Here is an 18,488-nt window from a genome sequence, read left to right on the forward strand (position 1 = left end):
CCTGGCACTTTAGGCGCCTTTCGTGCCTTACTGCCCCGGCGGACGGCCTGGCCTCTGGCGCTTTAGGCGCCCTTCGTGCCCTACTGCCCCGACGGACGGCCTGGCCTCCGGCGCTTAAGGCGCCTTTCGTGCCTTACTGCCCCGACGGACGGCCTGGCCTCCGGCGCTTAAGGCGCCTTTCGTGCCCTACTGCCCCGGCGGACCGGCGAGATCCTGGCGCTTAAGGCGCCTTTCGTGCCCTACTGCCTCGACGGACCGGCGCGATCCCGATGCTTAGGGCGCCTTTCGTGCCCTACTGCCCCGGCGGACGGCCTGGCCTCCGGCGCTTAAGGCGCCTTTCGTGCCTTACTGCCCCGACGGACGGGCGAGATCCCGATGCTTAGGGCGCCTTTCGTGCCCTACTGCCCCGACAGCCGGGTGCGCTCCTGGCGCTTAAGGCGCCTTTCGTGCCTTACTGCCCCGACGGGCGGGCGCTATCCTGGCACTTTAGGCGCCTTTCGTGCCCTACTGCCCCGGCGGACCGGCGAGCTCCTGGCGCTTAAGGCGTCTTTCCTACCTTAACGCCCCAGCCGGGCAGCTCCAGCCGGGCGGCCCCAGCCCCCCGGCCACTCCTAGACCACCCCGGCCCCGCCGCCGCTCTCAACTGCGTCGCCACCGTGCGAAACGTGCGATGGCGGGGCAAGTTTTACTCCTTACGCTTCGCCGACAAACCGCTCCCAGGCAGCTCGCTCGGGCGCATAGGGGTCCTGTTCCACATGGGGATCCGACCCAAACACGAGTAACTCCCGCTTGTCGAGGGTGTAGCGCGGCCAGTGCGGCAACCCTGCCCCGCTGCGCTCTACTCCAATCGGCAACCCTGCCCCGCTGCGCTCTGCTCCACTCGGCAACCCTGCCCCGCTGCGCTCTACTCCACTCGGCAACCCTGCCCCGCTGCGCTCTGCTCCACTCGGCAACCCTGCCCCGCTGCGCTCTGCTCCACTCGGCACCCCCGCCCCGCCAGACTCCGCACCACCGCGCACTGCCCCGCCGCCCGCTGTCGCGGCCTGTGGGACCCCGGTGAAATCGTTGGGATCGCCATTGTGGGCGAACGCGATCCAGGCCAGGTGCATGTGGTCTGCGATGGGCTGGCGGTCTGGGGCGTCGCCGGTGAAGCGTTCGACGCCGAGCTGGTGAAGGTTATTGAACACGAATGGGATTTCCAGTGCATGACATGCACCAAGCTTGCCGCCAAATGCGGTGGACTTCCAGTCAAACCGGTAGGCCCAAACGGGTGCCCCCTGCTGGGCCTGGAGGTCCGCTGTCTGCAGCATCCCGCGCACAAACACGCGGTACGTGCCCAATTTCATCAGCCGATCGTAGGTGGATTCGCCGGGCACTTCATTCAGATAGAAATCGATGATGGCGTCCGGCAAAGGCCCCAGCAGCGACTGCAGCTTGCTGCGAAGCGCGGCTTCATCGCCGGATTGCCAAGCGGGATCGTACGATGTAAACAGGCGGTACTCGTCCAGGTTGACGCCAATCATCACGGGAATGTCGCGGGCCGCGCCCGCAGCCAGTGCGCTCGGCGGGAAGTCGGGGAGAACCACGCCGTCCATCACCGGCCCAAACGGCAATCCCGCCCCCAGGCTCGCACCGACTTCGGCAAAACGCTCGGCGGGTACGGCGTGGAGTGCCGAAACGTCGCCAGGCGCAACGCCGACCTTGTCGAGGACGCGTTTGGCCACTTCGGTGGCAGAAGCACGCGTCCGGATGCCCAGGCGCCCCGAGCCGCTCTGCAGGATGGCCCGATGGAACAGCCCTTTTGCGGCAGGTGCGGCCAACAGGGCACCGACACTGCCCGCCCCGGCCGATTCTCCGAAGATGGTCACCCGCGATGGATCACCGCCGAACGCCGCGATGTTGTCGTGAACCCACTGCAGGGCCGCGATCTGATCAAGCAGGCCCAGGTTTCCGCTGGCTGCGTACGCTTCGCCGAACAGATCTCCGAGGTACAGATAGCCGAGCGCTCCCAGCCGATAGTTGATGGTCACGACCACCACGTCGCCGTTTTTGGCGAACGCGGCACCGTCGTACCAGGCGATCGCGCCCGACCCGGTGAGGTAGGAGCCCCCGTGAATCCACACCATCACCGGCCGGCGTTTGTCATCCGCTCCCTTGGACCAGACGTTCAGATACAGACAGTCTTCACTCTGCGGGAGCTTGCCTCTGCCTGCGACGCTGGACAGCACGGGGTTCTCCACCTGCAGGGAAGCTGGACCAAACGAACGGGCGTCGCGCGGTTCGGTCCAGCGATCCGGCGGCTGCGGCGCCTGAAAACGAAGATTGCCAACGGGTGGTTTCGCGAAGGGGACACCCTTCCAAACACACACGTCACCGGCCTGGAAGCCGCGCACCGGGCCGGACGTGGTGTGCACAATCAAGTCGTCGCTCATGAAACCCACGCTCCTTCGTCTTCAGGTTACCACACCACACAGGACGTACGCCTCCTGGCATGCGTTCAACGACAAAATGCCGCCCCGCAAGCCTTTTTCGGCCTGCGAGACGGCGCCATGTGGGGCGCTCCCTTCCATGTGGGGCGCTCCCGTCCGTGTGGGCGCTCCCTTCAACGAACCATCTTCAGCCCGCCGGCACGGCGGACAACGGCATCGCCGCTTCCTCCGTGTGTGCAGCCGCGCGCGGGCCCCACCCGGTGCTGCCGAGGTCAAAGGCAGCGTGGAGGGCGCCAACGGCCTGCTTCATCTGGGACTGCTGGACGAGAACCCCAAGTCCGTGGGACAAATGCCCCGTCTGGACCATCTCGATGCCTTCGTCCGCCAGCACCTGTGCCACTTGCGCCAGCACGACGGTGTCGGACGCGACGCCGCCGACGACGACCACCTTGGCAAAGCCGCAGGTGACCTCGACCCGGAGACCACTCGGCTGCAGGCGTTCCTGCACGACCTGCGCGTGTTTCTCCCCGATGACGCACGAGAACTGCCCCGGGTCGGACGCAATCCAGTCCACATCCAGCCCGCAGCGCGCCAAGCCGTCGAGGATTTCTCCACACCGGTGCCCGACCGACTCCACCATCAAACGGGCGACGTCGCTCTGCTGGGTCACGCCAATGACAGGGCGCGCCAGCGTCCGGCCGCCTTCCAGCGGGCCGTCGGCGTGGCCGATGAGGGTGCCGCTGTCCGTCGACGTCGTGCATCGAACATACATCGGCACCCCCTTTTGCATCGCCAGTTCCACCGCCCGGGGGTGTACGACCTTCGCACCTTGCAATGCAAATTGGTACATTTCCTGATAGCTTAAGTTGGGCAGCTTTTGCGCGTCTGGAACGATGCGGGGGTCCGCCGTCATCACACCAGCCACGTCGGTGTAAATATCCACCGCCTCTGCCTCCAGCGCGACACCGAGTGCGGCCGCCGTCGTGTCGCTTCCGCCGCGGCCGAGCGTCGTGATCTCCCCGGACGGACTGTACCCCTGGAACCCCGTGACAACCGGGACACACCCCTTTGCGAGTTCTGATTCAATCCGCGCAGGATTGACGCCGAGAATGGAAGCATCTCCGTGGCGGTCATCCGTCATGATGCCCGCCTGCTGCCCGTTCAGCGCTGTCGCCTGCACGCCGTGTTCGCACAGCAAGTTTGCAAAGACAACGGCGGAAATCGTCTCTCCGCACGCCATCAGGACGTCCAGTTCTCTGGCGGAAACCGCGGCGTCCGGCCCGACCAGCGACAAGAGCGTATCGGTGGCGTAGGGGTCGCCGGATCGCCCCATCGCCGACACGACCACGACGGCAGGAACGCCTTGCTCGAGTGTCCGCTTCACATGCTGCACGGCTGCGGCGCGCGCTTGCGGGGACGCAACGGAGGTACCGCCAAATTTGAGGATGCGGACGCTCATCGACTTCCCTCCCGGAACAGAATCCATCGTTTCATCGCACCACCAGTTCCGGCTTGCGGGCCGCCACGAAACCGGGCCTCGGCTTACCGCCGGAATAGGGCGGCTGCAAGGCATTCTCGACACTGTTGTAGACAACAAAAACGTTGCGGCGAGGCAGCGGGGTAATGTTGCTGTTGGAACCGTGCATCGTGTTGCACTCGAACATCAAGACCGACCCGGCCTTGGCGCTCGGCATTTGCAGGCCGTAGCGATCGACCAGCCAGGTCAGGCTGCCGCGGTCCGGCACCCCCACCTCCTGGCGGCGCAGGGACTGCTTGTAGTGGTCCTCCGGTGTCTTGCCCACACACGAGATGAAGTGCTTGTGCGACCCTGGCACCAGCATCAGCGAGCCGTTGAAGGGGAGGTTGTCGTCCAGCAGGATGGAGAAACTGACCGCCCGCATCCGCGGCATGCCGTCTTCCACATGCCACGTTTCGAAGTCGGAGTGCCAGTAGAACTCCTTTCCTTCGAAGCCAGGCTTGAAGTTGATGCGCGACTGGTGCACATACACCTCACTGTCAAGGAGCTGGCGTGCGCGGTCGAGCAGCCTGCTGTCGCGCGAGATGCGGTTGAAGGCTGTGTCCGTTTCGTGGATCGCGAACACCGACCGCACCTCTTCGCTCTCCGGCTCACGAATGACCGCTTGTGAATGGCTGCCTTCGTTCTCCTCCAACACCCGCGCCATCTCCGCGCGCATCTGCTCCACTTCGGTTTGTGTAAACAAGTTTTCCAGCATCAGAAACCCGTCCCGTTCGTACTGGGCGAGCTGGTCCGCCGTGAGCGGACCGTCCGCCGCCAGCCCGTTGCTGCGGTACACGACCGGGTCCTTGCGCGCTTCGATGGAGGGACGGTCGTGGACACGCGATGGATAGACGTCTGGCACGATGGTCTGTTGCACAAGTCACACTCCTTTCACCGTTCTGGCCTTCACCCGTCAAGTTGACAGCGGATAGGCGCCATCCGGGCCATGGACTTCCCGTCCGGTGCACGGCGGGTTGAACACACACACCAGGCGCAAGTCGGTTTTCGGCCGCACCCGGTGCTGGTCGTGATTGTTCAAGAGATACATCGTGCCTGGGCGAATCGAGTGGACCTCACCGGTCTGCAAATCCTCGATTTCCCCTTCGCCTTCGATGCAGTACACGGCCTCAATGTGGTTTTTGTACCACATCATCGTGTCGGTGCCGGCTTTCATAATCGTGTCGTGCAGCGAAAAACCCACGTTGTCGTCTCGCAAAATCAACCTGCGGCTGGACCACGTCTCCGCATGTACGTCGCGATCGGTGCCCTGGATGTCCTGCAGTTGTCTGACAATCATGGATGGATCCCCTCCCGTTGGATGTACAACAGTCGTGACGACACAAATTCACCGTTGGCTCCCAATGTTTGCACCGCGGCCGGTTGGCCGGGGTTACAGGACGTGTTCGATGCTGTCCTCCAAAATCTGCAGTCCTTCGTCCAGGGTGCTGGGGTCAATCGTCAGCGGCGGCAGCAGCTTGACAACTTCGTCATCGGGACCCGCCGTTTCAATGATGAGACCGCGCTCAAACGCCGCTGCGGAAATTTGCTTTGCTTTTTCTGGGTCCCCGCAGACGAGCCCCAAAATCAGCCCCCGGCCGCGCACCTTCGCCTTCAGGCCCGGATACTTGACCGTCCATCGTTCGAGCCTCGCCCGGACGCGCTTGCCTTTGAGGCGGATCTCCTGTTCGAGGGTGTCGTTCCGCCAAAACGACAGGGCCTCCGTTGCGGTCACAAAGGCCAGGTTGTGGCCGCGGAAGGTGCCGTTATGTTCACCGGGATCCCAAACGTCAAGCTCTGGTTTGATGAGCGTCAGGGCCATGGGGAGGCCGTAGCCGCTGATGGATTTCGACAGGCACACAATGTCCGGCTTGAGCCCGGCATCCTCAAAGCTGAAGAAGGCGCCTGTACGTCCGCACCCAACCTGGATGTCGTCGACGATGAGGACGATGCCCATCCGTCTGCAAAGCTTCTCGACTTTTCGCAGCCACGCCGCGCTGGCTACGTTGACGCCGCCTTCCCCCTGAACGGTTTCGAGAATGATTGCAGCCGGGCGGGAGATGCCGCTGCCCCCGTCAGCAAGCAGTTGTTCCAGGTAATCGACCGAATCCAGGCCGCCTTCGAAGTAGCCGTCGTAGGGCATCGTCACCACGTTCGACAGCGGCACGCCCGCGCCGCCGCGCTTGAACTTGTTGCCTGTGACGGCCAGCGAACCGAGGGTCATGCCGTGAAACGCGTTGGTGAAGTTCACGACGGTGGTTCTGCCCGTGGCCTTGCGTGCCAGTTTCAGCGCGCTCTCCACCGCGTTCGTGCCGGTCGGGCCGGGAAACATGACCTTGTAGGTCAGCCCCCGCGGTTCGAGAATCACCTGCTGAAACTGTTCCAAAAACCGCGCCTTCGCCTCTGTTCCCATGTCGAGGCTGTGGGCGATGCCGTCGCTCGCCACGTAGTCCAACAGCTTTTCCTTCATTCGCGGGTGATTGTGCCCGTAATTCAGCGCGCCTGCACCAGCAAAGAAGTCAATATACACACGGTTCTGAAGATCCCACATGCGTGAACCGCGCGCTCGTGTAAAGACCGTGGGAAAACTTCGGATGTAACTTCGCACCGAGGATTCCAAATCTTCGAAAACGTCAAGGGGAGACAACATCGTTTCTTGGATCGCGTTCAGCAAACCGGCAACGCCTCCTATTCAGATTGACCCTTCATGCAGCGGGCCGATGTGGTACAGGTGTTCAGGTTGATGCGATTCACCCGGGAAACATGAGGCAGGAAAACAAGGCAAGACGGTACAGGTTGCATTTCGCGCCTTCGCAATACCGCGAAACAGCGCGTCGGAAGGGCCGTTGTCAGGCGTAACCGTGGCCTCCAGCCAGGTCGTGCCCCGACACGCTTCACTGTCGAGCAGGGCCTCTAACAACCGAGTGCCGAGCCGCTGCCGCCGAAAATCCGGATGAACGGCAACTTGCCAGACAAACAGGGTATCGGGCTGCTCGGGCAAGTGAAATCCCGAAATAAATCCCGCGAGACAATCGCCAGCGTCAGCCACCAGGCAGGTCTTGTTGAAGAACTTGCTCAGCATGAGGTAAGTGTAAGGAGAATTGAGGTCCAATGTGCCCGCATCCCGAATCAATTGCCAGATGCGCGGCCCGTCGTCGACAAGGGGTGATCGGACGTGCCAGTCCATCCGTACTGTCATCAGCCTTCGTTCGCGGTGGACCGTGTCTCGGGTCCGGTAGACGCCGCGAACCTTTCCCACCTCGCTTTCGAATGCCTTCAGTTGTGTGAACACCGTTGCGTGGTTTATTTTGCCGGAAAGCCAGCCAGCGCTCAACCCGCAGGAAACGGCCTGAGCCGCCGCCTCGCGGCATCTCGCTGGATAAGAAAGCCTTACATAGCATGAACGCCAGAATCCTCCCGATTCCACTCGGATTTATCCGGAGCGCCTGTGCAGCAGCGCCTGACGTTGAAAAATCGGTTTGAAATTGGACAAGCCCGAAGTTACGATGGCAATGGAAAAACGTTTTCAACCCTTCCAAGGAGGCCACCCATCATGATGCGTGTGAGTTTCGTAAGCATTCCGGTCACCGACCAGGACCGGGCGCTCCAGTTTTACACCGAAAAGCTCGGGTTCGACGTCGTCACCGACCAGGCGTTTGGCAACGGCATGCGCTGGATTCAGTTGAAACCCCCCGGCGCCGAAACGGACGTGGTGCTGTTCACGCCGCCAGGCCAGGAAAACCGCATCGGCGGCTACCAGAACATCGCCTTTACCTGCGAAGATGTGGTCGGGACCTGCCACACTCTGAAAGCCCGCGGCGTCGTGTTCGTCAAGGAGCCGGAGCGGGCCAATTGGGGCGGGATGGAAGCGATTTTTCAAGATCCCGACGGAAACACGTTTGTCCTCGCCAACCCGCGCGAATGAGCAGCAAACGCAGATGGTGACGGGCACGCGGACGGGTACGCGCCTGCGTGCCCGTCCGCTGGCGCGGCGCGAAGCGCAAGCGGATGTTCATGCAGCCATTTTCAAGTGAAATTCAATCCTGCGCGGTCAAAATCGGATTACAGTCCTGACCCAGGAGGGGTGCGGCCGTGTCCGAAACGAACCGCCGAACGTCTGAGCAGCAAGCGCGGATGTGGCGCAGGCACCGTCTGTTGACGGCCCTGTCGTGGGGTACGTTTGTCCTGGCATTCCTTGGCTTTTTCACCATTTGGGTAAAGGTATCCCACACATCGTCCTCGCCGTCGGCCTCGATGCCGTCAACCGGGGCTGGAATTGCCTCGGGGGGCGGGGCAGCACAGGGTACAAATCCATATCCTTCTGACGGCTCCGGTGGTGTGTTCCAGGGCTCGTCCCCATACACCGGCGGAACGCAGGGCAGCTTGTTCGGTGACAGCGGCGGAGCGGGCGGCGCAGGCATCGGGCAGCAAGCCCCTGACTTTGGGTCCGCTGCGTCGTGATCAGAACATGCTGCACACCCTGTCATTCCATGCGATGGGCACCAACATGGAGCTCGGCATCTGGGCGGAACCGCAGCCGCCGGATTCACTGGTGCATGACCTGAACGACGTGCAAGCCGAAATTCAGCGTCTGGAACAACGCCTGTCAAGATTTGAACCCGCCAGCGACATCAGCCGCCTCAATCAAAACGCCGGCGTGTGGGTTTCCGTACACGCCGAAACGCTTGAGGTCCTGCACCTTGCAGCGCGTGCGTTTGTGGAGTCGGAGGGGCTGTTCCACCCGGCGCTCGGGGCGCAAATGGAGCAGCTTGGCTACGACCGGTCGTTTGACGTTGGATTGGACCGCGCCGAGTCTGTGGCGCGCCGCACGACGGCACCGGTTCCGCCGCGGCTGCCCTGGACCTGTTCGGCAGCCGGACAAGTTCGGCTGGAGGCCGGGTGCAAGATTGACCTCGGCGGCATCGCCAAAGGGTGGATTGTCGAACAAGCTGCCCATATGCTGCGAAACCGAGGCCAGCAAAACTTTGTGGTGAACGCGGGCGGAGATATGGTGTGCGCCAGACGCAAGGGAGACGCGCCCTGGTCGATTGGCATCGCCGACCCCGCGCAGCCGGACGTGTACGTCCTCACCCTGGACGTCGAAAACGCCTGTGTCGCGACCAGCGGAACCTATCGGCGCCGCTGGCGGACCGGGCGCGACGTTCGCCACCACATCCTTGACCCGCGCACGGGGCTGCCGGCCGACTCGGACCTGGTTTCCTGCACCGTGATCCACCCCAGTTTGGTCGCGGCGGAAGTGATGGCCAAAGTGTTTCTGATTTTGGGGCTGGAGCAAGGCCGAGCGTGGATGGAGAAGGTGCCGAACCGGGGCTGGGCAGCCATCCGGTCAGACGGAGAGGTGACGCATTCGTGGACATCGTAGAAGAACCGCAAGTCTTCCCATTCGTGTTGACCTGCGTCTTGACCTTTGTGCTGATGGCCATGACCTACGGCATGACGTACCTGCTGCATCTGCCGACCACGCGGGCGGACGACCTGTACTGGTACTTGACCCGCGCCGCGGCCTTCATCGCCTATGCGCTGTTGACGTTGACCGTGATGCTGGGTGTCTCCTCATCCAGCGCCCTGTGGGATCGCTGGCGCGCGCGGCGCCTCATGACACAACTGCACCAGTTTACTTCCTTGATGGTTCTGCCCTTTCTGGTACTCCACCTATGGGCACTCCATCAAGATACCTCCGTACCCTTTCCATGGCCGGCGGTCTTCGTTCCATTCGAGGCTTCCTACCGTCCGTTTGCCACAGGGCTCGGCGTGCTCAGCCTGTTCACCGTACTAATTCTGTGGATCACGTCGTTCCTCCGCGCCAAGCTCGGCACGCGCACCTGGCGAGCGATTCATTTCCTGTCGTTTCCGACCTATCTGGCGGTCACCCTCCATGGGCTGCTGTCTGGTTCCGACAGCGGCGCAGTGTGGGCGCGGTGGCTGTATCTGCTTCCGCTTGTCGTGATTGTGCTGCTCAGCTTCCAGCGGCTGCGGGCTCGGCGGTAGGCGCCGTCAACGTGGCCGTCATCCGGAACAGGGTGCCGATGGCATCCTCCATCCGCAGGAAAATCGGGATGAGGTCCGGCGGAATGTCCATCCCCCGGATTTCCTGCTTGGTGTAGGTGCGGACGCTGTCCAGCACACCGTTCGCCGCATCCGGATGCGCAGCTTCCCCCGCCGCCTGATGCTCCACCGCCAGCGCCAACTCGGACAGACAGCGGTCCACGTAGGTGAGGAATTGCTGCACCCGCGGGTCAGCCAGGACATCGCGCGGTGCGTTTCGCGTGTACGATTCCACCCACAAAATGGCGTCGGACAAGCGGTGCAGCGCCGTGAGCATACCCTCGACCGACGCAGCGTCCCAGGACTGTTTCCCAGGTTCGTTGACGGCCTGGTTCACCAGGCTGACCGCATTGGTGCGGGCGAGCCGCGTCTGCTTTCGATAAAATGCCGGATCGTGTTTGGAACGGTCTTCGCGGCCGCCCCGGTCCGCGAGCTGCCCCGCGTCGTCCGTCCGCAGCCAAACCGAACGCAAATACAGCTGCTCCTGCCGAATCACACGCGCAATCGCCGCGGGGACATTCCGCCGCTGCCAGGTTGGCCAGACAATGTAGGCCAAAAAAGCCAGCAAGCTGCCTGCAATCGTGTACACGACGCGATTGACCAGCATCGCGAGCGGGGCAAGGTGCTGAAAAAAGGACAGCAGCACGACGACTTCGGCCGTCAGGAAGGTCGAGAAAACCACGAGGTTGTAATTCAAAAACGCGTACATCCCCCACAACAAGAGCCCCATCAGAACAATGCCCAGGGTGTGGGTTTCATCCGGAATCGCGATGAGCCCCGTGGCAACCACAGCCCCGATGAGTGTACCGACAGAGCGGCCCACCCCGCGAATGAAGGTTGTGGAGAACTCCGGCTTCAAAATGACCAGCACCGTCAGGGGCAGCCAATAACTGCGTTGAAGGGGCGACACCGACTCCAGCAGCACGGCGATGCACATCGCAGCAGCAAGACGCACGGCGTGACGGAACGCCGAACTGCGAAAGGTGAAATTGGTGCGCAGCGTTTCCCATGCCGTGCGCAGGGGCGGCGGACTGAGCCGCAGCCGCTGTTCCAGGAAGCGCTGTCCAAGGGTCCGCCGGTCGCTCTGCACCCGCTCCATCATGCGGTGCAGTTCCTCGCACGCATGGCGGACGCATGTCGATGCATGCTTCCAGCCGCCCGCCTCCAGCCGGCCTGCCGCGGCCTCCAGCGTCCGGAACTGCTGCGCCGCCGCCTGTCCCTCGGGATGCGCCCGCGCCGTTCGGTTGAACAGCATCGTCCGCGGTTCACGCGCCAGCCGGTCCGCAGCGGCGGTGAGCAGATGTGCGACGGCCTCGCGCGCAGCGGCCACATCCCGCAGCAAGCGTCCATCCTCCGGCGCCTCGGCGTCGCGTACGGCTCGTTCCATACCGACGAGTGCCACCACCTCAATGCGAATCGATTCTGCAAAGTCCAGCAAGGTCCGAAGCGTCTCCCACCGGCTCTGCACCATGAACGAATCCGACAGTCGAGCCCCCGCGTCCAGCAAGGTGGACGCCACCTTCAAGTCGGCACCGCGGCTGGGGGTTCGCGCGTACTGTGCAATGGCGCGCAAAGCGGCGCTCACGCCAGCTCGTTCCGCGTTGGAGGTGCGCAGCCACTCCACGGCGATGAGCAAAATCATCTGCACCAGCGCCCCGCACAACATGAACAGCGACCGTTCCAAGGCCTGTCCGGCCGTCAAGTGACCGGCAGGCATAAACAAGATGGCAATGATGGACCAAGTGCCAATCATCCCCGCCTCTGGACTGACGCAGGTGAGGAGTCCAGCGAGGAAGGACAGCAGCGTGATGAGGACGACATGGAGGGCCGTATCCGCCGTGACGCCGCCAACCCAGGTGGACACAGCCATCCAGAATCCAGCGAACGTCAGCGTGCGGATTCGCCTGCGCGCCGTACCGCTCAACACCGCGAATCCAGAAACCTGTGCGCCAATGGCCGCCCCCAGACCATCCGAAAGATTCCCTGCCAAAACGCCAATCACCAGGCAAATCACAACGGCAATCGCCGTCCGCAGCCCGACGACGGTGTTCAACTGCGAACGGTCCCGGCGCACAATCGCCTCCAGCCCAAGGAAACGAGTCTTCACGTTGGCTCCCCCAGTTCATCAAACGTCAATTATCGAACGAGCACCAACTGGAATGTTGGCCAAACGGACGGGCTGAGCAACGGGATCTCGTCAAAAGGACCCGGCAAATTCGAGGAGCGGCGACTGTGCTAGCTCCCCGGGCGTCGGATGCGCGACCCCCGGACACAGGTCAATACCTGCGGCACGGTACGCGTCCACCCACAGGGTTGTACAAATGTGACGGGTTCGGCTGGAATAGACCGGCATCGGGATCACCGCGCCGAGAATCTGGCGGCACGCCAAACTGCCGAAGCGCAGGTAGTCATAACCGGACCCGGCCCACTGCAGGACGGCATTGATAATTTCACGCCGCTGCTCCTCCGTGACAAGCGGGCACCGGTACACGTCTGCCACACCCTTGTAGGTTTCCACTGACTCAAAGCCAGCTCTGCGCCCTGCCTGAGACTCAAAAATTTGGCCTTCGTCGACCAAACCAGCAATGTGTGTATACGGGCTTTGGGTGAGCCACTTAATGGGTCCCGCAATGCCTTCTGTGCCCCGGATAAAAATCAGATCCGCTGGCTGCACAGTTGATCCCTCCACTTACCGTTCATTTCACCACTCACCCCTGCAGCAAATGATGATACACGACAACAGGCCATTTTACGAATCCGTACCGTTCGCTGCGCCTGTACGGTTCGACGAGACTGTGCTGTTCGTCGAACCTGTGCTGTTCGTCGGACTCGTGCTGTTCGTCGGACTTGTGCCGCTCGACGAACCTGTGCTGTTCGTCGAACCTGTACTGTTGGTCGGACTCGTGCTGTTCGCTGGGCCAGTGCTGTTGGTCGGACCGCTGCCTTTTGAGGGACTGCCGCCTTTTGAGGAGCCGCTGCCTTTTGAGGTACCGCTGCCCGTGGAACCCTTTGCTGGACTGGACCCGCCCGTGGATGTCGCCGGCGGCTTCGCAGGTGCCGTATAGTGACCCGTCACCGTTACCAGCGTTCCGTAATCCACCAGCGACCATACCGTCCGCGCCGCATCAATCGGCAGTTCAACGCAGCCCACACTCTGCGGGTACCCGTATGCGGCCCGCTGGAATCCATGCACGGCGTCGCTTCCGTCAAAGTAGTTGATATAAGGTACGCCGGGATCGACATATTTGGTGCCGTCCGGATTGGTACCCGACATGGTTTGCGATTGGTAGCGAAGGTAGATTGCAAATGTGCCGTCCGGGGTCGGCGCCGCGGGTACACCCGTATTCGCGGCGCTGGAAAACACCCACTGTCCGGCACGCCACACCTGGAGGCGCTCCGGTGCGGGGCTCTCGGTCACCAGGATGTATGTGTACGCATCCGAGTCGGATGCGGCGGATGCTGACAAGAGGGCTTGCCATACCTCGGATCCGACGACGCCATCCACGGCAAGTCCCTGTTGGTGTTGAAACGCGATGACAGCGCCGCGTGTGATTTGCGTAAAGGTATCGGGCGCCCAGTCCGCCTGCAAGGAGGCAGGTGTGTTGGCGTAACGCCAAGTGAACGTTGCTTGCGGCGGGCTGCTGAGGTTCTCCTGGGTAATCTTCGGCTCAGTGCCCGTGAGGGCCACGGGCAAATAGCCCAGTTCCGCCAGCCGCTCATTCAGGGCGAGCACAGCCGGCCCCGAATCTCCCAACGTCAAGGTCGGAAAATGGAAGGATGGTTTGTTCGCATCTGCCTTACCGGTTGATTTCGCCGAGCCGGTTCCGCTCCCGGTCTGTCCGCCAGCCGCCGCGACACCCTTCTCGCTGACCGTCGTCGCATTCACGCCAGGGGTGCTGGCCGCTCCGCTGGTCCGCCCAGCCCCCCCAAATAAGGAACCACACCCTGTGATTGCCGCACACGCGGTGAGAATCAGCCCGGCCGTCCAAGCTCGCTGTTGCTTCATCTTCATGCCACCCGTCCCGATCTCCGCGTCCGTCTGCAGAGATATGTTGTTCTACCAAATTTTACACAAGTTTTAAGAGACGCGACAGACAGAAAGCGACCCGTTTGTGAATTTGTTTCGCACGCGTTGTTTCTCGCGTTGGATGGTTCGTCCGCCCCATATTCATCCAAACATACGCGCGTCAACAAATTCTATTCATCAAGACGATTCAACCGCTTGTCCAGTTTCAGGATTCCGCCGACCATTTTTTCAACATCCTTCGCGCTGGGCCCGGTCGCCGGCCCCCGGCGCGTCACCGCCAGGGCGGCAGATGCATTCGCCCACACCGCCGCCTCGGTGGGCGTTTTGCCGCAGACGAGCGCTGCCAGGAACGCGCCGGTATGCGCGTCCCCGGCGCCGTTGGTATCGACGGCATGGACGGCGAACCCATCGATACGGTTTGGAGGTCCGCCGGCTGCCACGACCACACACCCGTTCGCGCCATCGCGCACGATGATGTTCCCGCGCGTGGTCCTTGCCGCCAGAAGAGCCGCGGCCGCTTCCGGCTGCCGCACTCCTGTCAGCAGACCAGCCTCACGGGCGCTGCAGGTCACCCAATCGGCCCGGTGCAGCACGCTTTCCAGGGCCTGTGCGGGCATCTCCTGGACGAGCGGCCCAGGGTCAAACACCACCTGCACCGCCGCGGGCAGCGTCGGGATCCACCCACCAATCGCCGCGCAGTTGCTCGGATACAGGAGGCTGTAGCCGGATACGTACACCCAGTCCCCGGGCCTGACCGCAAGCGCCGCCAGGTGTCGAGGCCGGAGGGTGGCTTCCGCGCCGGGCGTCGTCACAAAGGTCCGTTCGCCCGCTGCGTCCACCATGCACACCACAAAGCCCGTGTCGCGCCCCGGTTCAGGCGGTGATACGGCCGGGATGCCTTCCGCCGCCAGCGCCTGCTTCGCCAAATCCGCAAACGGCCCGGTCCCGAGCACACCCCCGTACACCGCCGGCAGCCCTTGGCGCACAGCCGCCGCCATGACATTGAAGCCCCCGCCCGCCGACATCAGGCTGCCTGTCGCCAGCACGTCGCCGCCCGTCTGCGGGAGCTGCGGAATGTTCAGCACGAGGTCGATCACGACGTTCCCCACATGTACCAGCCTTGGCGCGGTCAAACTCATGGCGCTCCCCTCCGGTCTGCGTCTGCCGCCGCCTCTGCATCGAACGCGCCGCGCAGCGCGAGCAGCGCGTCGACCAGCGGTTCCAGACGCAGGTGGTTGACTTCCGTCACGATGCGCCGCGCTTCCGCCGGAAAGGCCCGGTACCCCAGACACGCGCCAGCCACCGCGCCTGCCATGGCCGCGATGGTGTCGCAGTCGCCCCCGACCGACGCGGCCAGGCGGCAAGCTTGCCAAGGGTCGTCCGGATGAACCGCCAGCACAGCAAATGCGGCGGGCACAGACTCCTGGGTGGCGAGGCTGGTGCCAATCAACGACTCGATCAGCGCGGCCGCGTCCTCGCTCCCGTCCAAAGCCGCGACGGCCGACACGGCAAAGCGGATGCGTGTCGCCACATCGGCGGCCGCAACCCAGGTCCCGCGGCCGGACGCCAAGGTCGCTGCGCGAATGGCCGCAGCGGTCGCCGCCGCCACGTCGGCCCCATCAATTCCGGCACTCACCGCCGCTGCCACGGCGGACGCCCCGGCCAGAGCCACGCCCGTGTGGTGCGTGATGCGGCTGACGGCCTCGACGCGGTTGACCAGCGCCATCACGTCATCGCTCGGCGTACAAATGCCGACCGGCGCAATGCGCATGGCTGCACCGTTGGTAGTGCCCGAACGCCCCACCTCCTGGAGGTCCGCGCCGCCCAGCAGGTCTGCGATGGCGCGCGAGGTCGACGGCCCGAGCAGGTCCCGGGAACCACGCCTCTGCATGTCCGCTTCCCACGCCACCAGGCGGCGGGCAAACTCATGTGGGTCCGGCGCGCCGTTGGCGTCCACCAGCAGTTGAGCAAGCAGCAGCGCCTGCTCGGTATCGTCCGTAATGCTGCCAGCGGGCAGGCCGCTGGCAATCGGATGGTCGGGCGGTGCCGGCTCGAATCGCTCAATGCGCGGCCCGTAGCGCTCGACGATCATGGCACGGGGCAGGGACTGGGTCGGCATGCCGAGCGCGTCCCCAATCGCCAGCCCATACAGGGCACCCAGGGCGCGATCGCGGCGCGGCACGCTCATACGCCTGCCTCCGCGTATCGCTGGAGGACATCGTCCACACAGACCACCTCTATCAGCGGCTGGTACAAGCGGAGCGCTGCGAGCGCCCGTTCGTGAGCCGCATCGTCCACCCCCGCACAGGCATCCGCCACCACCTGCACGAACACCCCTGCATCCGCGGCAGCGAGCGCGGTGGACAGCACACAGCAATCCGTGCTCACCCCGGCCAGCAGCATACGGCTGCCCGCCGGAATGGCCTGCGCCAGTTCTGGAGTCCACTTGCCAAACGTGGTCGCGTCAATCCGCAGCCCGTCCACACCTGCGAAGGGCTCAATCAACTGGTAGTCGCGGCTGTCCGGCGGCTGCAGCGCAAACGGCCACTGCTCATAGTATGGAATCCACGCGCCCTCCGGCTTGGCAGGCGCCACAAACCGGGTGAAGCAGACCCTGGGCGCGGCAACCGCGATGAGCGACTGAATCGGCGCAATGACCTCCGTGAAGCGAGGTGCGCACCAAGGACTATCGGGATCGCCAAAAATATGCTGCATGTCAACGACAACCAACCAGGGGGACACTGCCGCCCCCGCCTGGCGTTGATGTTGTGCCATCATTCATTCGTCTCCTCACGATTCAAAGGATGCATCAAAAGCCCCCCCGCTCGCTCGTCCCTGCATGCCCTGAATGAAGAAAGGCGCCCTCAGGCTGAACACCTGAGCGCACCCGGAAGCATGGACCAATGACTGCATTAGGGGTTGGGCGCCGTCTCTATTTTGCCCTGTTGGGCCTGATTTCCGTGTTGCGCAGCTTCCTGACGCCGCACCGCGGTACGGCCAAACAGCAGCCACCCGAGGAAGCACAGCAGCAGTGCGAGCACAACCCCGAGGTTGCCATAGGCCCAGACACCCGTCTTCCCGCCCAGCCCAAGCGGGCCCAACAGGTAGCCTTGCCAGCTGAGCCAACTGGCAGACGTATTCACGACCGTTCCCCAGCCGAGGAATGTCCCAAGGACGACCAGGAACGTCGCCAGCCAATTGACGCCGCCATAAATGCCGGAGGGCTTGTAGAGGTCGGCATCACTGTAGGATTTCCGACGAAGTGCGATGTCCGCCAGCATCACACCGCACCAGGCGGCGATGGGCACGCCGATGGAAATCAGGAAGCCCTCAAAGGGACCCAGGAAGTTCTGCGGCGAAAAGAAGACGATGTAAATGGTGCCAACCACCATCAGGACGCCGTCGATGCCGCTCGCCACGTAGCGCGGCACCCGCAGTCCCGCCGACAAAAGCGCCAGTCCGGACGAATAAATGTCCATATCGGCACCCCCGACCAAGCCCAGCACCGCGACAATCACGAACGGAACCAGAAACCAGGTGGGCAGCAGCGCAGCGAGCGCCCCAATGGGGTTGGCGGACACAGCCGTGCTGAGGGACTGGCTGGAACCCGCCAACAGCAGCCCAAAAATCAGCAAAACCGCCGGACCCAGCGATGCGGAGAAGGTGGTCCAGCCGACGACCGCACCGGAGGACACCTTGCGCGGCAGGTAGCGGGAGTAGTCAGCGCCCGCGTTCACCCAGCCGAGTCCAAACCCGCTGAACATCAAAATGAGGCCGCCAATCATGTCTTCGATGTTCCCAGGCTTTTGGCTGAGCACACTCGCCCAGTGAATTTTATTCAAGGTCAAAACGATGAAGCCAATTGTCAAAATGCCGGTGATGACCGTAATCACGCCTTGAATTTTCATGAGTACGTCAAATCCCATAATGCCCCCGGCGACAATCAGGGCGACGACCACAATGAGCGCGATGACCTTGACCAAGCTCCCGCTTCCCCAATCCAGCCGCCCAAATACGGTCGCCGTGGCTTCAACGGCCAGTGCCGCAAGGACCGTCTCCCACCCGACACAGAGAATCCAAGACAGGACGGCGGGAAGCTTGTTGCGCACCCCAAACGCAGCGCGGCTGAGCACCATCGTCGGCGCTGCCCCGCGCTTGCCAGCCACCGCAATAAAACCGACCAGAAGAAAGGAAAGAACAATTCCAATCAATCCTGCGATGGTCGCCTGCCAGAAGGAGATGCCAAACCCGAGGACGAACGCCCCATAGCTGAGCCCCAACACGCTGATGTTGCTGGCGAACCAGGGCCAGAACAAGCTGCGCGGTGCGCCCTGCCGCTCGTCTTCACTGATGATGTTAATTCCGTTCAACTCCACGTTGGCCGTAGGAAGCCCCCCTTTCCAGATAATTTTCGCTATCTGACTTTCGCCGCCACTCGACAAAGTCCTTC

17 protein-coding genes are annotated in these 18,488 nt (G+C 63.1%); 4 read left to right on the top strand and 13 right to left on the bottom strand.

Features of this window, described 5'->3' with window-relative positions; translation table 11 throughout:
- Positions 1 to 692 precede the first annotated feature (692 nt).
- The 6 genes from JI721_RS03685 to ectA all read right to left on the bottom strand — a co-directional run bounded on the left by JI721_RS03685 (position 693) and on the right by ectA (position 7,204).
- A complete protein-coding gene (locus tag JI721_RS03685) occupies positions 693 to 2,432 on the bottom strand; it encodes a carboxylesterase/lipase family protein (RefSeq protein WP_274456732.1) in 1,740 nt (579 codons plus the stop codon).
- Positions 2,433 to 2,616: 184 nt separating this feature from the next.
- On the bottom strand, positions 2,617 to 3,888 hold the full coding sequence (locus JI721_RS03690) for an aspartate kinase (RefSeq protein WP_274456733.1): 1,272 nt from the start codon (positions 3,886 to 3,888) through the stop codon (positions 2,617 to 2,619).
- 31 nt (positions 3,889 to 3,919) lie between these two features.
- Positions 3,920 to 4,825 (bottom strand): ectoine hydroxylase, encoded by a 906-nt coding sequence (gene thpD, locus JI721_RS03695; protein WP_274456734.1) that lies wholly within the window; start codon positions 4,823 to 4,825, stop codon positions 3,920 to 3,922.
- Positions 4,826 to 4,861: 36 nt separating this feature from the next.
- Positions 4,862 to 5,245: an ectoine synthase gene (locus tag JI721_RS03700; RefSeq protein ID WP_274456735.1), complete on the bottom strand. Its 384-nt coding sequence runs from the start codon at positions 5,243 to 5,245 to the stop codon at positions 4,862 to 4,864.
- A 93-nt stretch (positions 5,246 to 5,338) separates the two neighbouring features.
- A complete protein-coding gene (gene ectB, locus JI721_RS03705; protein ID WP_274457647.1) occupies positions 5,339 to 6,595 on the bottom strand; it encodes a diaminobutyrate--2-oxoglutarate transaminase in 1,257 nt (418 codons plus the stop codon).
- Positions 6,596 to 6,637: 42 nt separating this feature from the next.
- The gene (gene ectA / locus JI721_RS03710) at positions 6,638 to 7,204 is read right to left on the bottom strand and encodes a diaminobutyrate acetyltransferase (RefSeq protein WP_274456736.1); all 567 of its coding nucleotides are present in this window, start codon (positions 7,202 to 7,204) and stop codon (positions 6,638 to 6,640) included.
- 294 nt (positions 7,205 to 7,498) lie between these two features.
- On the opposite strand from ectA, the gene JI721_RS03715 reads away from it, so the two are divergent.
- The 4 genes from JI721_RS03715 (at position 7,499) to JI721_RS03730 (ending at position 9,954) form a co-directional block, all read left to right on the top strand.
- Entirely contained in the window at positions 7,499 to 7,870 is a 372-nt protein-coding gene (locus tag JI721_RS03715) for a VOC family protein (protein ID WP_274456737.1), read from the top strand.
- A 167-nt stretch (positions 7,871 to 8,037) separates the two neighbouring features.
- Entirely contained in the window at positions 8,038 to 8,406 is a 369-nt protein-coding gene (locus JI721_RS03720) for a hypothetical protein (protein ID WP_274456738.1), read from the top strand.
- Positions 8,336 to 9,328 carry an FAD:protein FMN transferase gene (locus tag JI721_RS03725; protein ID WP_274456739.1) on the top strand — a complete coding sequence of 331 codons (993 nt, stop codon included), beginning with the start codon at positions 8,336 to 8,338 and terminating at the stop codon, positions 9,326 to 9,328. The genes JI721_RS03720 and JI721_RS03725 overlap by 71 nt, the downstream gene beginning before the upstream one ends.
- Positions 9,316 to 9,954 (top strand): ferric reductase-like transmembrane domain-containing protein, encoded by a 639-nt coding sequence (locus JI721_RS03730; protein WP_274456740.1) that lies wholly within the window; start codon positions 9,316 to 9,318, stop codon positions 9,952 to 9,954. The genes JI721_RS03725 and JI721_RS03730 overlap by 13 nt, the downstream gene beginning before the upstream one ends.
- Here JI721_RS03730 and JI721_RS03735 read toward each other — a convergent pair.
- The 7 genes from JI721_RS03735 to JI721_RS03765 form a co-directional block, all read right to left on the bottom strand.
- The gene (locus JI721_RS03735; RefSeq protein ID WP_274456741.1) at positions 9,923 to 12,118 is read right to left on the bottom strand and encodes an FUSC family protein; all 2,196 of its coding nucleotides are present in this window, start codon (positions 12,116 to 12,118) and stop codon (positions 9,923 to 9,925) included. The two genes, JI721_RS03730 and JI721_RS03735, sit on opposite strands and share 32 nt — an antisense overlap.
- Before the next feature lie 90 nt (positions 12,119 to 12,208).
- Positions 12,209 to 12,685: a C40 family peptidase gene (locus tag JI721_RS03740; RefSeq protein WP_274456742.1), complete on the bottom strand. Its 477-nt coding sequence runs from the start codon at positions 12,683 to 12,685 to the stop codon at positions 12,209 to 12,211.
- 75 nt (positions 12,686 to 12,760) lie between these two features.
- Positions 12,761 to 14,017 carry a L,D-transpeptidase family protein gene (locus tag JI721_RS03745; RefSeq protein WP_274456743.1) on the bottom strand — a complete coding sequence of 419 codons (1,257 nt, stop codon included), beginning with the start codon at positions 14,015 to 14,017 and terminating at the stop codon, positions 12,761 to 12,763.
- A 191-nt stretch (positions 14,018 to 14,208) separates the two neighbouring features.
- The gene (locus JI721_RS03750; RefSeq protein WP_274456744.1) at positions 14,209 to 15,177 is read right to left on the bottom strand and encodes a PfkB family carbohydrate kinase; all 969 of its coding nucleotides are present in this window, start codon (positions 15,175 to 15,177) and stop codon (positions 14,209 to 14,211) included.
- Positions 15,174 to 16,226 (bottom strand): ADP-ribosylglycohydrolase family protein, encoded by a 1,053-nt coding sequence (locus JI721_RS03755; protein ID WP_274456745.1) that lies wholly within the window; start codon positions 16,224 to 16,226, stop codon positions 15,174 to 15,176. Before JI721_RS03755 ends, JI721_RS03750 begins: the two co-directional genes overlap by 4 nt.
- Positions 16,223 to 16,813 carry a cysteine hydrolase family protein gene (locus JI721_RS03760; RefSeq protein WP_274456747.1) on the bottom strand — a complete coding sequence of 197 codons (591 nt, stop codon included), beginning with the start codon at positions 16,811 to 16,813 and terminating at the stop codon, positions 16,223 to 16,225. Before JI721_RS03760 ends, JI721_RS03755 begins: the two co-directional genes overlap by 4 nt.
- Positions 16,814 to 16,950: 137 nt before the next feature.
- Positions 16,951 to 18,414 carry a purine-cytosine permease family protein gene (locus JI721_RS03765; protein ID WP_274456749.1) on the bottom strand — a complete coding sequence of 488 codons (1,464 nt, stop codon included), beginning with the start codon at positions 18,412 to 18,414 and terminating at the stop codon, positions 16,951 to 16,953.
- Positions 18,415 to 18,488 lie beyond the last annotated feature (74 nt).

Origin of the sequence: Alicyclobacillus cycloheptanicus (assembly GCF_028751525.1) — a bacterium.
Lineage (GTDB): Bacteria > Bacillota > Bacilli > Alicyclobacillales > Alicyclobacillaceae > Alicyclobacillus_L > Alicyclobacillus_L cycloheptanicus.

What these genes read in the sequence shown, in the direction of transcription:
- JI721_RS03715 (WP_274456737.1), top strand. Translation starts at nt 7,499, where the DNA reads ATGATGCGTGTGAGTTTCGTAAGCATTCCGGTCACCGACCAGGACCGG.
- JI721_RS03700 (WP_274456735.1), bottom strand. Translation starts at nt 5,245, where the DNA reads ATGATTGTCAGACAACTGCAGGACATCCAGGGCACCGATCGCGACGTA.
- JI721_RS03745 (WP_274456743.1), bottom strand. Translation starts at nt 14,017, where the DNA reads ATGAAGCAACAGCGAGCTTGGACGGCCGGGCTGATTCTCACCGCGTGT.
- ectB (WP_274457647.1), bottom strand. Translation starts at nt 6,595, where the DNA reads ATGTTGTCTCCCCTTGACGTTTTCGAAGATTTGGAATCCTCGGTGCGA.
- JI721_RS03690 (WP_274456733.1), bottom strand. Translation starts at nt 3,888, where the DNA reads ATGAGCGTCCGCATCCTCAAATTTGGCGGTACCTCCGTTGCGTCCCCG.
- JI721_RS03750 (WP_274456744.1), bottom strand. Translation starts at nt 15,177, where the DNA reads ATGAGTTTGACCGCGCCAAGGCTGGTACATGTGGGGAACGTCGTGATC.
- JI721_RS03760 (WP_274456747.1), bottom strand. Translation starts at nt 16,813, where the DNA reads ATGGCACAACATCAACGCCAGGCGGGGGCGGCAGTGTCCCCCTGGTTG.
- JI721_RS03755 (WP_274456745.1), bottom strand. Translation starts at nt 16,226, where the DNA reads ATGAGCGTGCCGCGCCGCGATCGCGCCCTGGGTGCCCTGTATGGGCTG.
- JI721_RS03685 (WP_274456732.1), bottom strand. Translation starts at nt 2,432, where the DNA reads ATGAGCGACGACTTGATTGTGCACACCACGTCCGGCCCGGTGCGCGGC.